The organism is Ramlibacter sp. (assembly GCF_028292805.1).
GTDB lineage: Bacteria > Pseudomonadota > Gammaproteobacteria > Burkholderiales > Burkholderiaceae_C > Ramlibacter.
This window is the reverse complement of record NZ_JAQGLS010000322.1, coordinates 1-12,865: the sequence shown is the minus strand read 5'-3', so window position 1 is coordinate 12,865 and position 12,865 is coordinate 1. Positions and strand designations below refer to the sequence as shown.

The window sequence follows — 12,865 nt, the reverse complement described above, 5'->3', positions numbered from 1 at the left end:
AGCGCGCAACACATCACGCGGTGACGGCGGTCACGATGCGCCGGAATCGTCGGTCACGTTCGCCGGAATACGCATTCCGGCCTGCCAGACACGTTGAATCTGCGGCACCAGAGCCTCGTCGCGGTGGGCTCGGGCACAGCGTTTGTTCGGCTCGCGCAGCAGCGCTGCATGGCGCCAGTATCCCGACGGAGCGACCTGCAGTGCCTTGCAGATCGGCTCGACCCCGTGGGCGACACGATGCTTGTCGATGAAGTCGTTCAGGACTTCAGTCGGCGGTCGAGCTCCGCCTGGGCGAAAAACGCGCTGGCCAGCCTCAGGATCTCATTGGCCCGGCGCAGCTCCTTGACCTCGCGTTCAAGATCCTTGACCCGTTGCGCCTCGGACGTCGTGACGCCTTCGCGCACCCCGGCATCGACATCAACCCGCTTGACCCATTCCAGCAGCGTTTGCGGCACGCAACCGATCTTGGGTGCGATCGATTCGACCGCCGCCCACAACGACGCGGGCGGTCGCGGGTGACAAGGTTGCGCAGTTGGAGGTCGGTGAGGCGACGGTGAGTTGGCGGATCCTTCGATGGGTGACGGTTTCGGACATGGCGGTTCTTTCAAGCCAGGGAGAAAAGTACCCGTTAGCGCTTGCCTCGATACCCCGTCTAGTACCCCCTTAAGGGGCTGGAACGCCATGGATGTTCCTGGACGTAGATAAGCAAAAAGCCTTGATTCCTCAAGGCTTTTTGCTGTTCAAGAGGACCTTTGTGGACCTCTCTGGACTACGTCCTGGCGGAGCAGGTGGGATTCGAACCCACGGTACGGCATAACCGTACACCGGATTTCGAGTCCGGCGCATTCGACCACTCTGCCACCGCTCCTGATTTCGGTTCGCGTGGTGCGAAGCCGAGATTTTAACCCAACTCAGGCAGCCAGTCGTTCGACCCCGCCCATGTAGGGGCGCAGCACCTCCGGCACCGTGACTGAACCATCGGCGCTCTGGTAGTTCTCGAGGACAGCAACCAAGGTGCGCCCCACCGCCAGCCCCGAGCCGTTGAGCGTGTGCACCAGCTCGTTCTTGCCTTGCGCGTTCTTGAAGCGCGCCTGCAGCCGCCGGGCCTGGAAGGCTTCGCAGTTGGAAACGGAGCTGATTTCGCGGTAGGTGTCCTGCGCCGGCAGCCAGACTTCCAGGTCGTAGGTCTTGCTGGCGCCAAAGCCCATGTCGCCGCTGCACAGCAGCATCACGCGGTACGGCAGGCCCAGCTGCTGCAGCACGGCCTCGGCGTGACCGGTCATCTCCTCCAGCGCCTGGTAGCTCTTGTCCGGGTGCACCACCTGCACCATCTCGACCTTCTCGAACTGGTGCTGGCGGATCATCCCGCGGGTGTCGCGGCCCGCGCTGCCCGCCTCGGAGCGAAAGCACGCCGTGTGCGCCGTCAGCTTCAGCGGCAATTCGCTCTCGGCCAGCACCTCGTCGCGCACGAAGTTGGTCAGCGTCACCTCGCTGGTGGGGATCAGGTACAGCGCCTGCTGCTCCTCGTTGGCCAGGCCTTCCTGGCCGCCCTTGCTGACGGCGAAGAGGTCGGCTTCGAACTTGGGCAGCTGGCCAGTGCCGCGCAGCGTCGCCTCGCTGACGATGTAGGGCGTGTTGCACTCGGTGTAGCCATGCTGCGTGGTCTGCAGGTCCAGCATGAACTGGGCAAGGGCGCGGTGCAGGCGGGCGATCTGCCCCTTCATCACCGTGAAGCGCGAGCCACTGAGCTTGACGCCGGCGGCGAAGTCCAGCCCCAGTGGCTCGCCGATGTCGACGTGGTCACGCGCGGCAAAGTCGAAGCTGCGCGGCGTGCCCCACTGGCGCACCTCCACGTTGCCGTGTTCGTCGCTGCCGACGGGCACGCTCGCGTGCGGCAGGTTCGGCACCGCCAGCAGCAGCGCCTGGATCTCGGGCTGCAACTGCTCCAGCCGGGCGGCCGACTGCTCCAGTTCCTGCTTGGCCTGGGCCACCTCGGCCATCACGGCGTCGGCCGATTCGCCCTTGGCCTTGAGCTGGCCGATCTGCTTGGACAGCGCATTGCGCCGCGCCTGCAGCTCTTCGGTACGCATCTGGATGGTCTTGCGTTCGGCCTCCAGCCGCTGGAACGCGGCCACGTCCAGGTAAGGCTGGGGCGACTTGCGCGCCTCAAGGCGGGCCACCACGAGTGGCAGGTCTTTTCGTAACAGGTTGGCGTCGAGCATCGGGTGATTTTATTCGGCCGGCCGCCTACGATAGCTGGCCCCAAGGAGGTTCCCATTGGCGACGCAAGTGGACTGCTACCTGAGCTTCGACGGCAACTGCGAGGAGGCCCTGAACTTCTATGCCCAGAGCCTGGGCGGCAAGGTCAGCGCGATCATGCGCTACGACAGCATGCCCAGGGACGGCGGCCTGGGAGTGCCCGCCCACTTCAGAAACAGGGTCATGCGCGCGACGGTGAAGCCGAGGGCGCGCAGATCATGGGCAGCGACGTTCCGCCGGGCATCGCAAGCGGCGGCAAGTGCGCCGGTTCTTCCGTCTCCGTCCGGGTCAAGGAGGATGTGGCCCGGCGCGCAAGGTGTTCGACGCGCTGGCCGCCGGCGGCCAGGTGACCATGCCGTTCGCGCCGCCGCTCTGGGGCGGCCACTTCGGCATGCGGGCGGACAAGTTCGGCGTGCCGTGCAGGGTCAGCTGCGAATGATCAACCCAGCGTGGCCGGATCCAGGTTGGCACCGCAGATCACCAGCGCCACCGTCTCGTCCACCGCGGGCACATAGCCCCGGGACTGCAGCGCGGCCAGCCCCAGGGCGGCGGCCGGCTCCACCGCCAGCTTGAACTCCCGCCACAGCGTCAGCTGTGCATCGCGAATCGCCGAGTCGCTCACCAGCAGGGCCTGCGGCACATGGCGCTGCGTGATCTCCCAGGCGATGGCGCCGATGCGCCTGGCACCCAGCGAATCGGCTGCGATGCCGCTGACGGCCACGTCCACCGGCGCGCCCGCTTCCCGCGCGCGGAACAGCGTCGGGGCCAGCTCGGGCTCCAGCGCGATCACGCGGCTGCGGTCCTCGAACCAGGCGGCGATGCCCGCGATCAAGCCGCCACCGCCGACGCTCACCAGCGCCGAGCCGGGCGCCTCGCCGCCCTGCTCTTCGATCTCCCGCGCCAGCGTGCCGGCGCCGGCCACCACCTCGGGCTGGTCGTAGGCGTGCGTGAGCAGCGCGCCGGTCTGCCGCTGGCGCGCCAGGCAAGCCTCCAGGGCTTCGGCATAGGCAGCGCCGGTCACCACCACCTGCGCGCCCATCTCGCGCAGCCTGGCCTGCTTGGCGGCGCTGCTGACGCTGGGCACGAACACTTCGCAGCGCACGCCCAGCGCCTTGGCCGCGGCCGCGGTGGCGATGCCGGCATTGCCGCCCGAAGCGACGATCACGCCGCTGTCCGGGATGCGGTTGGCCAGCAGCCGGTTGTACATGCCGCGGGCCTTGAAGCTGCCGCCCACCTGCAGCTGTTCGAGCTTGAGCCAGACCTCGGCACAACCGACACCGAGCGCGGCGCCCGGCAGCTTCCACAGCGGCGTGCGGCGGATGAAGCCGCGGCCGTCGCTCAGAAAGCGCGCGCCGGCCGCGTCGATGTCCGAGCGGTTCAAAGCCGCAGGCCCTTGGGCAGCGGGAACTTCACACTCTCGACGATGCCGTCCATCTTGCGCACCGACACCGCGCCCATCGCCTTCACGCGCGTGATCACGTCCTGCACGATCACCTCGGGGGCCGAGGCGCCGGCGGTCACGCCCACGCGCGCCTTGCCCTCCAGCCAGGCGGCTTGCAGCTCCGCCGGGTCGTCCACCATGTAGCTGTCCACGCCGAGCTTGCGCGCCAGCTCGGCCAGGCGATTGCTGTTGGAGCTGGTGGGGCTGCCCACCACGATCACCACGTCCACCTCGCGCGACAGCATCTTCACGGCGTCCTGGCGGTTCTGGGTGGCGTAGCAAATGTCCTGCTGCTTGGGCGCGCGAACCAATGGAAAGCGTTGCCGCACCGCGGCCGAGATCTCTGCTGCGTCGTCCACGGAGAGGGTGGTCTGCGTCACCAGGGCCAGCTTCTCGGATTGCAGCGGCTGCACGCGCGCGACGTCGGCCACGTCTTCCACCAGGTGGATGCCGTGCTCCAGCTGGCCCATCGTGCCTTCCACTTCCGGGTGGCCCTTGTGGCCGATCATGATGAACTCGTAGCCTTCCCTGGCCAGCTTCGCCACTTCGACGTGCACCTTCGTCACCAGCGGGCAAGTGGCGTCGAAGATCTGGAAGCCGCGCGCCGCGGCCTCCAGCTGCACCGCCTTGCTCACGCCGTGCGCGGAGAACACCAGCGTGGCGCCGGGCGGCACGTCGTCCAGGTCTTCGATGAAGATCGCGCCCTTGGCCTTGAGGTCGTTCACCACGAAGGTGTTGTGCACGATTTCGTGGCGCACGTAGATCGGCCGGCCGAACTTGGTCAGCGCCCGCTCCACGATGTCGATGGCGCGGTCGACGCCGGCGCAAAAGCCGCGCGGCTCGGCCAGCAAAATTGCCTGCGGTTGCATCAAAGCACCCCGATCAACTGCACTTCGAAGGTGACGGGCTCACCGGCCAGAGGATGGTTGAAGTCGAACAGCACGGCGTCAGGATAACCGTCGCCGTCCTTGTCCTCGCCCAGCTGCTGCACGGCGCCCGCGTACTGGCCCATGCCGTCCGGCGTGGGGAACTGCACCACGTCGCCCACCGCGTAGCGCTCGGCCGGGTCGCCCATCTTCACCAACAGGCTGCGGGCGACCCACTGCACCATCTCCGGGCTGCGGTCGCCGAAGGCCGCCCCCGCCGGCAGGTCGAACTGCGCGCGCGCGCCCTCCTCCAGACCCAGCAGGCGCTGCTCCACGGCCGGCGACAACTCGCCCGTGCCGAGGGTCAGCGTGGCCGCCTTGCCGTCGAAGGTATTGATGATGTCGCCGCCTGGACCGGCCAGGCGGTAGTGCAGCGTGAGGAAGGAGCCTGGCTGCACGCGAGGCAATGAGGAGGCCATGGAAGTCCCGATAAACTGAGCCCCATTGTAAAAAGGACGGGGCCAAGGGCATTCGATGGCGCTGAAAGACCTCCCCGCCGACGCGCGGCCGCGCGAAAAGTTGCTGGCGCGCGGCCCCGCCGCCCTCAGCGACACCGAGCTGCTGGCCCTGCTGCTGCGCACTGGCACGCAGGGGCGCGGGGTGTTCCAGATGGCCGGCGAAGTGCTGGCCCGCTTTGACGGCCTGGCCGGCCTGCTGCACGCCAGTGGCGAGGAACTCAAGGCCGTCAAGGGCCTGGGCGGCACCGCCAAGCGGGCCGAATTGCTGGCGGTGCTGGAGCTGGCCCGGCGCGCCATGGCCGAACAGTTGAAGGCGCGCGAGGTCTTCGGCTCGCCCGAAGCCGTGAAAAATTACCTTCAGCTGCATCTCGCAAGGCGCCCGCACGAGGTGTTTGCTGCCCTTTTCCTGGACGCGCAGAACAAGCTGATCGCGATGGAAGAACTCTTCCGGGGCACCTTGACTCAGACTTCGGTGTACCCCCGCGAAGTCGTCCTCAGGGCCTTGCAGCACCACGCCGCGGCAGTGGTGCTGGCCCACAACCACCCCAGCGGCACGGTGCAGCCTTCGCGCGCCGACGAGGCGCTGACGCAGACCCTCAAGGCCGCGCTGGCGCTGGTGGACGTGCGGGTGCTCGATCACGTGATCGTGGCGCCGGGGCAGGCGCTGTCGATGGCGGAAAAGGGGTTGCTTTGAGCAACGCAGGACCGCGCCAAGTTGCGAAATCCCGCTCGGGGGGCAACACATTACAGCAAGCGAAAAGCGTGGGGGCACCATGAAAGCCAAGTCGCTGCAAGACCTGGCCGGCATGCGCAAGCAGCTGGCCGATCGCGAGCGCGTGGAGCGTGAATTGGCCGCGGTGCGCGCGGAAAAGGAGCGCCGGACCCTGGCCGAGGCGAATTTGTTCCAGCGCGCCGCCGGCGTGGTGCAGCCGCTGCCTTCCCACGGCAGGGTGCACCACGTGCCGCAGCCGCCGGCGCCGATCCCGGTGCAGCGCCAGCTGGACGACCAGCGCGTGCTGCTTGAAGCCATCAGCGACGAGTTCGACGCCTCCACCTTGCTGGAGGTGGACGACACCATGAGCTTTCGCCGCCCCGGCATCGGCATCGACGTGGCCCGCAAGCTGCGCCGCGGCCACTGGAGCATCCAGTCGGAGATCGACCTGCACGGGCTGCGGCGCGAGGATGCGCGCGAGGCCCTGGCCTCCTTCCTGCGCTACGCGGTGCGCCAGGGCCTGCGCTGCGTGCGCGTGGTGCACGGCAAAGGCCTGGGCTCGCCCGGCAAGACGCCTGTGCTCAAGGGCAAGGTGCACGGCTGGCTGGTGCAAAAGGACGAGGTGCTGGCGTTCGTGCAGGCGCGCGCGGACGAAGGCGGCGCGGGGGCGGTGGTGGTGTTGCTCAAACCAGCGACGTAGCGGTGGTGCGCAACCCTGCGGGTTGCACACCCTGCGGAATGCAATCCGAGCGCGACCGACCTGGTAGGCGTGCAGGCCACAGGCCTGCGCACCGCTTCACCCCGGCGTGTTGCGCATCCAGTCCGCCGTCCCGGTGAACGACTCCTTCAGCCGTGCGCGCAGCGTCGCGTCCACGCCCATCTCGCCCATCGCCTGGTCCATGGCCTCGAGCCACTGGTCGCGCTCCGTGATGCCGATCTTGAACGGCATGTGGCGCATCTTCAGCCGCGGGTGACCGAAGCGGCTGGTGTAGTGGTCCGGACCGCCGAGCCAGCCGCACAAGAACCAGAACAGGTTCTGCCGCGCCCGCTCCAGCTCGGTGCCGTGCGCGCTGCGCAGTTCGGCGTAGCGCGGCTCCAGGTCCATCAGGTCGTAGAAGCGGTCGACCAGCGCGCGCACCTTGTCCTCGCCCCCGATGCGCTCGAACGGGGTGGCCTGCGCCGTGTTGTCTTGTGTCTCCATGCGTCGATTGTCGGGGCCCGGCTATTCCGCCGCGCGGCGCAAGGTTTCCACCACCGGGCGACTGAGCACCTCGCGCAGGCTCCACCAGCCCGCCGCCAGCGCCAGCACGGCCCCGGCCAGCGCGCCCACCAGCGGCACCAGGGGCGAGGCGGTCCAGGCGAAGTCGAAGGCATATTTCGCCAGCGCCCAGCCGACCGCCGAAGCCACCATGCTGGCCAGGAAGCCGGCCAGCATGCCGACCCCGATCAGCTCGGCGCGCTGCACCTGCCGCAGCAGGCTGCTGCGCGCGCCCACTGCCCGCATGATCGCGAACTCGCGGGCCCGCTCCTCGCGCGTGGCCGACACCGCGGCGAACAGCACCACCAGGCCGGCGGCGAGCGTGAAGCCGAACAGGAATTCCACCGCGCGGATCACCTTGTCCAGCACGCCCTGCACCTGCGTGATGGTGGCCGTCATGTCGACGTTGGTGACGTTCGGGAAATTGCGCACCAGCGCGTTGTCGAAGCCCTTTTGCTCCGGCGCCTTGAACGATCCCATGAAGGTGACCGGCACGTCCGGCAGCGCGCGCACCGGGTACATCACGAAGAAGTTGGCCCGCATCGAGCTCCAGTCGACCTTGCGGATCGAAGTGATCTTCGCCTCGCTGGGCGTGCCGGCCACGTCGAAGCGCAGCGTGTCGCCCAGCTTCAGGCCCAGCGTGGTCGCCAGCCCGTCCTCCACGCTGACGGCGCCGGCCTCCTCTGGTTGCCAGCGCCCGGCCACAACCGTGTTGTGCGGTGGCTGTTCGGCCGCGTACGACAAATTGAACTCGCGGTCCACCAGCCGCCGCGCGCGGTCCTCGACGAAGTCGTCCGGGCTGACCGCGCGGCCGTTGACCGCCACCAGCCGACCGCGGAACATCGGATACCAATCGAGGCTGCGCACGCCGGCCGAGCGCAACTGCGCGACGAAGGCCTCGCTCTGGTCCGGCATCACGTTGATCACGAAGCGGTTCGGCGCGTCCGGCGGCGTGGCCGCGCGCCAGCTGGCGATCAGGTCGGTGCGCAGCAGCACCAGCAGCACCAGAGCCAGCAGGCCGACGGCCAGCGCGCTGGTCTGCACCACGGTGTAGGCCGGGCGGGCGCCGATCTGGCGGGTGGCCAGCACCAGCCAGCGCGGGGCGGTCGCTTCGTTGACGGCGCGGCGCAGCAGCTTGACCGCCACCCAGCTGAGACCCGCGAACACCAGCACCGCCGCCGCGAAGCCGCCCACCGCGATCAGGCCCAGCTTCAGGTCGCTGCTGGCCGCCACCAGCAAGGCGGCAAAGCCGGCCACGCCGATGCCCAGCACCAGCAGCGAGGTCGGCTTGAGGTTGCCGATGTCGCGCCTGATCACCCGCAGCGGCGGCACCTGCGCCAGCTGCAGCACCGGCGGCAGGCCGAAGGCGAACAACAGCGTCAAGCCCATGCCCAGGCCGAACATCACGGGCCAGATGCCCGGCGCCGGCAGCGCCGTCTCCACCAGGCCACCCAGCAGCGCGACGAACACGAAGTGCACGGCATAGCCGCACAGCACGCCCAGCAGGCTGGCGAACAGGCCGATCAGCGCGAACTCGAAGGCGTAGCTCAGGGCGATGGTGCGCTGGCTCTGGCCCAGCACCCGCAGCATCGCGCAGTCGTCCAGGTGGCGGCCGGCGAAGCCGCGCGCCGCCAGGGCCACCGCCACCGCGCTGAGCAGCGCCGCCAGCAACGCCACCAGGTTAAGGAATTTCTCGGCGCGGTCCAGCGTCTGCCGCATCTCCGGCCGGCCGCCTTCCAGCGACTCGATGCGCACGCCGCGCACCGCGGGCTTGTTGGCCTCGGCCTGGGCCCAATCGGAAAACTGCCCCACCGCGCGATCGTTGCCGGCCACGGCGAAGCGCCAGCCGATGCGGCTGGCAGGCTGCACCAGGCCGCTGGCCGGCAGGTCCGCAGCGTTGATCAGCACGCGCGGCGCGAACGACAGGAAGCCGCTGCCGCGGTCCGGCTCCAGCTTGATGATGCGCACGATGCGCAAGCTGGCGTCGCCCAGCAGCAGCTGGTCGCCGACCTTCAGCGCCAGCGCTTCGAGCAGCGGCGCATCCACCCAGGCCTCGCCGCTGCCCGGCACGTCGCGCGTCACCCGCCCCGGCGCATCGGGCTGCTCGCTGGTCTGCAGGTTGCCGCGCAGCGGGTAGCCGGGGGCGACCGCCTTGAGCGCCACCAGCCGGCTGCCGCCGCCCTGCGCGTCGGTGGCCCGGGCCATCGAAGGAAACACCATGGTGGTGGCCGACTGCAGGCCCAGCGTGCGCGCCCGCTCGATGAAGGCGGCGGGCGTGGGGCCGTCGCTCACCACCACCGCGTCGCCGCCCAGCAGCTGGCGGGCGTCGCGGGCCAGCCCGCCCTTGAGGCGATCGGCGAAGAAACCGACGGCGGTCAGGGCCGCGACGGCCAGCGTGACGGCGACGATCAGCAGGCGCAGCTCGCCGGCGCGCAAGTCGCGCCACAGCGTGCGCCAGCCCAGGGACCAGGCGGGAGAGGACATCATGATTGCACCTTAGCTGAAGACGGACGGCAGGGTCAGCTGCCCGAACGCAGGCGTGGGCCGGCCAGCTCGGGCTGCATGCGCAGGCGCTCGCGCCCGGTGTAGCAGAGGAAGTGCTTGCCAGTGGCGCGACCCACTGTGCACAGGCCGATGCGCTCGGCGATCTCGAACCCCATCTGCGTGATGCCGCTGCGGGAAACGACGATGGCCACGCCCATCTGGGCCGACTTGATCACCATCTCGCTGGTCAGGCGGCCCGTGGTGTAGAACACCAGCGGCGCCTCGGGCGTCGCTGGTGCCGCGCCCTGCTGCAACCACATCCAGCCGGCAATGGTGTCGATGGCGTTGTGGCGGCCGACGTCCTCGACGAACAGCCGCATCTCCTCGCCGCGAAACAGCGCGCAGCCATGCACCGAACCGGCCGACTTGTACGTGCTCTCCTGCTGCCGGATGGCATTGACGATGCCGTACAGCTGCGCCTGGGCCAGCGTGGCCTGGGGCAACCGAACCGACTCGATGTCGTCCATCAGGCTGCCGAACACGCTGCCCTGCCCGCAGCCGGTGGTGACGACCCGCTTGGCGGTGCGTTCCTCGATGTCGGAAATGCCTTCGTGCGTCTTGACCGCCGCCGCGCCGACGTCCCAGTCGACCGTGACCGAGGCGATGGCATCCAGGCCCGCCACCAGCCGCTGGTTGCGCAGGTACCCCAGCACCAGCCACTCCGGATGCGCGCCCAGCGTCATCAGCGTGACCAGCTCGCGCTTGTCGACGTAAACCGTGAGTGGCCGCTCGGCGGGAATGGAGATCGCCTCCAGCTCGCCATGGGCATTGAGGATCTCGACCTCGCGGGTCAGCGGCGCGCGCGCCTCGGTCAACTGGGGCAGGGACATGTTCACAGGCTACCGCAAACCCGGTGCGCCTTCATCGCCGCAGTGGACCCACGGCCCATCGCGCAGTGGGCCGACATGAAAAAGCCCGGGTTCCCCGGGCTTTCCGCCTAGCTAGCAAATTTAGAAAAAGCTTGAGCGTTTTCGAAAGTCAGGGCCGCTTCGACTGTGCCGTCGCCGGCTTCGCGGGCGCCATCGTGGCCGACTCGGCCCGCACGCTGGGCGGGCTGCTGGCGTTGGCCGCCGGCGAGTGGGCACCGGAGGTTTCCAGCGGCTTTTCGGCCGGCGGTGCATAGGCGAACGGGCCCGGGTCGGCGCAACCGGAAGCCGGCAGCGTTCCGGTGGAAACGGCCACCGGCGTGCCGCCGCCTTGCGAAGCCATCGCGGCGGTGCTGGGCGCGGCCGGCTTGGCGGCAACCGTGGCCGGAGCCGCCGCTGCCGCCGCGGCCGCAGCCGAGCCAGGAACGGCGGCCGCGGTGGCAGCCATCGCCGGTGCCCTGCTGCCGACCGCCTTCTTGTAGTTGGCGGCAATGCGGTCCTGCGCCAGGCACAGCTTGTAGGCTTCGACCTTGCCGCTCCAGGCCGCGCTGGCTGCCGCTTGCGCCGCCTTGGCCTTGGCCGCATCGTCCAGCACCGGCGCCGGCAGCTTCGCCAGCGCCATGCTGGTGGTGGCGGCCAGGGCCACCGCAGTGAGCATCATTCGGATCATCAGGGGGTCTCCTCAGGCCGACCGGACGGCATCGGCCGTGGGGTCCGCGATGGTCAGGGGCTTGCTGCGCTGGGCCGGAATCCTGCCGGCCTTGACGTCGTCGTACCAGTACTCGTGGTGCTCCTTGGCCCAGGCCTCGTCCACGTAGCCGGTGCGCATCGCCTTGTAGGCGCCATGCATGCCGATCGTGCCCAGGTAGATGTGGGCCAGGAACATCGCCATCATCAGCATGGAGGCGACGGCGTGGACCATGTGCGCCTGCTGCATGGTGGCGCGGTCGTAGACCAGGTTCGGCACCAGCTTGTCCATCACCAGCCCGGAGGCGACGACGATCAGGCCGAGCAGGAACACGCCGCCCCAGAACACCAGCTTCTCCCCGGCGTTGAATCGGTTGGACGGCACGTGGCCCTTGCCGACGGCCCCCCCCAAGTGCGTGAGCCAGCGGATGTCGCCCTTTTGCGGCAGGTTGTCGCGGATGAAGGTGACGATCATGATGACCAGCGACACCACGAACAGCGGGCCCACGAAGTTGTGGATGTTCTTGAGCAGGTACGTGAGCAGTCCGAACAGCGTGGTGCCCATGATCGGCAACAGGAAGAACTTGCCGAAGGCCATGATGATGCCCGACACCGCCAGCAGCACGAAGGCGATGGCGTTGGCCCAGTGGGTGGCGCGCTCCCAGGGCGTGAAGCGCTCGATCCGCGGCGGGCCGTCGCCCTTGGCATGCCCGATCGTGCCCTTGGTGAAGTAAAAGATCCCCAGGGCCAGCACCACGATGGTCAGCAGGGCGGCGCCGTACGGGATGATCCAGCCGTTGCGCACCTGCCGCCACGCCTCGCCGGCGGTGACGAACTTCGAGCCGGGGTACTGCACCGGCGCCTGGATCAGGATGCCAGCCTCGGGCGCCTGGCTCTTGGGCAGCGAGCTGTAGCCTTCGGCGCCGGACTGCACGCCACGCCACATGGGCGAGTTGTTGCCGGGCTGGACGCGGTTGCGCTGGCCGTTGGACTGCTCCATGTAGCCCGGTTCGGACGAAGCATCGCGCTTGACCTCGGGCTTCACCTCGAAGATGTTCTGGCCCTGGATCCCGCCGGTGGCGGACGCGGGCGGTGGCAGGTCGTCCTTGGCCGCGGTTGCCGCGGTTGCCGCAGGGGTGCTCGTCGAGGCGCCGCCGGCCGGGGCCGACGTGGTCGCCTGGGCCAGCGCGCTGCCGCCGATTCCTGCCGCGGCCAGCGTCAGCGTCGCCGCCGCCAGAAGGTCAAGGAACCTTGGCATAGTCGTTCTGCCCCTGCACGGTCCGCACCTTCAGTGCCTGTTCCCAGCTGACCTTGTCGCCGGGCTTCCAGCCGGCCGCCACGTAGGGCCGGTTGGTGCCCTGGAACGAAGCGGTGTCGCTCTTGATGCCGCTGGCCGTCTGCTCCTTTTCGGCGCAGCCGGCCAAGGCCAGCGCGCCAGCTGCGAGCAGCAGTGCGATGCGCTTTTTCATGACTTCGCTCCTTGCGGCTGGCCGGCCTGCTTGGAGCCGTAGGCGGTGCCCCAGCCCCAGACTTCGGCGCCCTTGCCGCGCTTGACCACGCGGTTGCGGAAGATGTCGGCGACCACGTCGCCGTCACCGGCCAGCAGCGCCTTGGTGGAGCACATTTCCGCGCAGGCCGGCAGCTTGCCTTCGGCCAGGCGGTTGCGCCCGTACTTCTCGAACTCGGCCTGCGAGCCGTTGGCTTCCGGGCCGCC

The 12,865-nt window shown here is 69.0% G+C and carries 13 protein-coding genes, 1 tRNA gene, 2 pseudogenes and 1 other annotated feature; of the genes and pseudogenes, 3 read left to right on the top strand and 13 right to left on the bottom strand.

The genetic code is table 11. The features are described 5' to 3' along the window. Nucleotides 1–66: 66 nt before the first annotated feature. The 3 genes and pseudogenes from JWP65_RS19575 to serS all read right to left on the bottom strand — a co-directional run. Nucleotides 67–500 (bottom strand): annotated as a pseudogene (locus JWP65_RS19575) (transposase); the annotation flags it as partial. Next, nucleotides 187–303 (bottom strand) — a sequence feature (AL1L pseudoknot). It overlaps the preceding pseudogene by 117 nt. A 277-nt stretch (nt 501–777) precedes the next feature. Then, nucleotides 778–868: transfer RNA gene (locus JWP65_RS19570), tRNA-Ser, on the bottom strand. Between the two features lie 43 nt (nt 869–911). Beyond that, entirely contained in the window at nt 912–2,222 is a 1,311-nt protein-coding gene (gene serS, locus JWP65_RS19565) for a serine--tRNA ligase (RefSeq protein WP_299766793.1), read from the bottom strand. A gap of 353 nt (nt 2,223–2,575) precedes the next feature. On the opposite strand from serS, the gene JWP65_RS19560 reads away from it, so the two are divergent. Continuing rightward, on the top strand, nt 2,576–2,698 hold the full coding sequence (locus JWP65_RS19560) for a hypothetical protein (protein WP_299766791.1): 123 nt from the start codon (nt 2,576–2,578) through the stop codon (nt 2,696–2,698). Here the strand turns inward: JWP65_RS19560 and JWP65_RS19555 are convergent, their stop codons facing one another. The 3 genes from JWP65_RS19555 to JWP65_RS19545 are packed head-to-tail and all read right to left on the bottom strand — an operon-like array spanning nt 2,699 to nt 5,045. Then, nucleotides 2,699–3,640 (bottom strand): threonine/serine dehydratase, encoded by a 942-nt coding sequence (locus JWP65_RS19555; RefSeq protein WP_299766789.1) that lies wholly within the window; start codon nt 3,638–3,640, stop codon nt 2,699–2,701. Then, nucleotides 3,637–4,572 carry a 4-hydroxy-3-methylbut-2-enyl diphosphate reductase gene (gene ispH / locus JWP65_RS19550; protein ID WP_299766787.1) on the bottom strand — a complete coding sequence of 312 codons (936 nt, stop codon included), beginning with the start codon at nt 4,570–4,572 and terminating at the stop codon, nt 3,637–3,639. The genes JWP65_RS19555 and ispH overlap by 4 nt, the downstream gene beginning before the upstream one ends. After that, entirely contained in the window at nt 4,569–5,045 is a 477-nt protein-coding gene (locus tag JWP65_RS19545) for an FKBP-type peptidyl-prolyl cis-trans isomerase (protein WP_299766785.1), read from the bottom strand. The genes ispH and JWP65_RS19545 overlap by 4 nt, the downstream gene beginning before the upstream one ends. Nucleotides 5,046–5,100: 55 nt before the next feature. On the opposite strand from JWP65_RS19545, the gene radC reads away from it, so the two are divergent. Beyond that, nucleotides 5,101–5,778 (top strand): DNA repair protein RadC, encoded by a 678-nt coding sequence (radC, locus tag JWP65_RS19540; RefSeq protein WP_299766783.1) that lies wholly within the window; start codon nt 5,101–5,103, stop codon nt 5,776–5,778. A gap of 79 nt (nt 5,779–5,857) precedes the next feature. Continuing rightward, nucleotides 5,858–6,496 (top strand): Smr/MutS family protein, encoded by a 639-nt coding sequence (locus tag JWP65_RS19535; protein WP_299766781.1) that lies wholly within the window; start codon nt 5,858–5,860, stop codon nt 6,494–6,496. Nucleotides 6,497–6,592: 96 nt separating this feature from the next. Here the strand turns inward: JWP65_RS19535 and JWP65_RS19530 are convergent, their stop codons facing one another. The 7 genes and pseudogenes from JWP65_RS19530 to JWP65_RS19500 all read right to left on the bottom strand — a co-directional run. Next, nucleotides 6,593–6,997: a group II truncated hemoglobin gene (locus JWP65_RS19530; protein WP_299766779.1), complete on the bottom strand. Its 405-nt coding sequence runs from the start codon at nt 6,995–6,997 to the stop codon at nt 6,593–6,595. Between the two features lie 21 nt (nt 6,998–7,018). Next, nucleotides 7,019–9,538 carry an FtsX-like permease family protein gene (locus JWP65_RS19525; protein WP_299766795.1) on the bottom strand — a complete coding sequence of 840 codons (2,520 nt, stop codon included), beginning with the start codon at nt 9,536–9,538 and terminating at the stop codon, nt 7,019–7,021. Nucleotides 9,539–9,573: 35 nt separating this feature from the next. Next, nucleotides 9,574–10,428 carry a formate dehydrogenase accessory sulfurtransferase FdhD gene (locus tag JWP65_RS19520; RefSeq protein WP_299766777.1) on the bottom strand — a complete coding sequence of 285 codons (855 nt, stop codon included), beginning with the start codon at nt 10,426–10,428 and terminating at the stop codon, nt 9,574–9,576. A gap of 148 nt (nt 10,429–10,576) precedes the next feature. Then, the gene (locus JWP65_RS19515; protein ID WP_299766775.1) at nt 10,577–11,134 is read right to left on the bottom strand and encodes a hypothetical protein; all 558 of its coding nucleotides are present in this window, start codon (nt 11,132–11,134) and stop codon (nt 10,577–10,579) included. 12 nt (nt 11,135–11,146) lie between these two features. After that, a complete protein-coding gene (locus JWP65_RS19510) occupies nt 11,147–12,409 on the bottom strand; it encodes a formate dehydrogenase subunit gamma (RefSeq protein WP_299766773.1) in 1,263 nt (420 codons plus the stop codon). Next, the gene (locus JWP65_RS19505) at nt 12,393–12,620 is read right to left on the bottom strand and encodes a hypothetical protein (RefSeq protein ID WP_299766771.1); all 228 of its coding nucleotides are present in this window, start codon (nt 12,618–12,620) and stop codon (nt 12,393–12,395) included. The genes JWP65_RS19510 and JWP65_RS19505 overlap by 17 nt, the downstream gene beginning before the upstream one ends. Further along, nucleotides 12,617–12,865, bottom strand: a pseudogene (locus JWP65_RS19500) (formate dehydrogenase); the annotation flags it as partial. The pseudogene JWP65_RS19500 and the gene JWP65_RS19505, both read right to left, overlap by 4 nt.

What these genes read in the sequence shown, in the direction of transcription:
- JWP65_RS19535 (WP_299766781.1), top strand. Translation starts at nt 5,858, where the DNA reads ATGAAAGCCAAGTCGCTGCAAGACCTGGCCGGCATGCGCAAGCAGCTG.
- JWP65_RS19545 (WP_299766785.1), bottom strand. Translation starts at nt 5,045, where the DNA reads ATGGCCTCCTCATTGCCTCGCGTGCAGCCAGGCTCCTTCCTCACGCTG.
- JWP65_RS19505 (WP_299766771.1), bottom strand. Translation starts at nt 12,620, where the DNA reads ATGAAAAAGCGCATCGCACTGCTGCTCGCAGCTGGCGCGCTGGCCTTG.
- JWP65_RS19515 (WP_299766775.1), bottom strand. Translation starts at nt 11,134, where the DNA reads ATGATCCGAATGATGCTCACTGCGGTGGCCCTGGCCGCCACCACCAGC.
- JWP65_RS19530 (WP_299766779.1), bottom strand. Translation starts at nt 6,997, where the DNA reads ATGGAGACACAAGACAACACGGCGCAGGCCACCCCGTTCGAGCGCATC.
- JWP65_RS19525 (WP_299766795.1), bottom strand. Translation starts at nt 9,538, where the DNA reads ATGTCCTCTCCCGCCTGGTCCCTGGGCTGGCGCACGCTGTGGCGCGAC.
- JWP65_RS19520 (WP_299766777.1), bottom strand. Translation starts at nt 10,428, where the DNA reads ATGTCCCTGCCCCAGTTGACCGAGGCGCGCGCGCCGCTGACCCGCGAG.
- radC (WP_299766783.1), top strand. Translation starts at nt 5,101, where the DNA reads ATGGCGCTGAAAGACCTCCCCGCCGACGCGCGGCCGCGCGAAAAGTTG.
- serS (WP_299766793.1), bottom strand. Translation starts at nt 2,222, where the DNA reads ATGCTCGACGCCAACCTGTTACGAAAAGACCTGCCACTCGTGGTGGCC.
- JWP65_RS19510 (WP_299766773.1), bottom strand. Translation starts at nt 12,409, where the DNA reads ATGCCAAGGTTCCTTGACCTTCTGGCGGCGGCGACGCTGACGCTGGCC.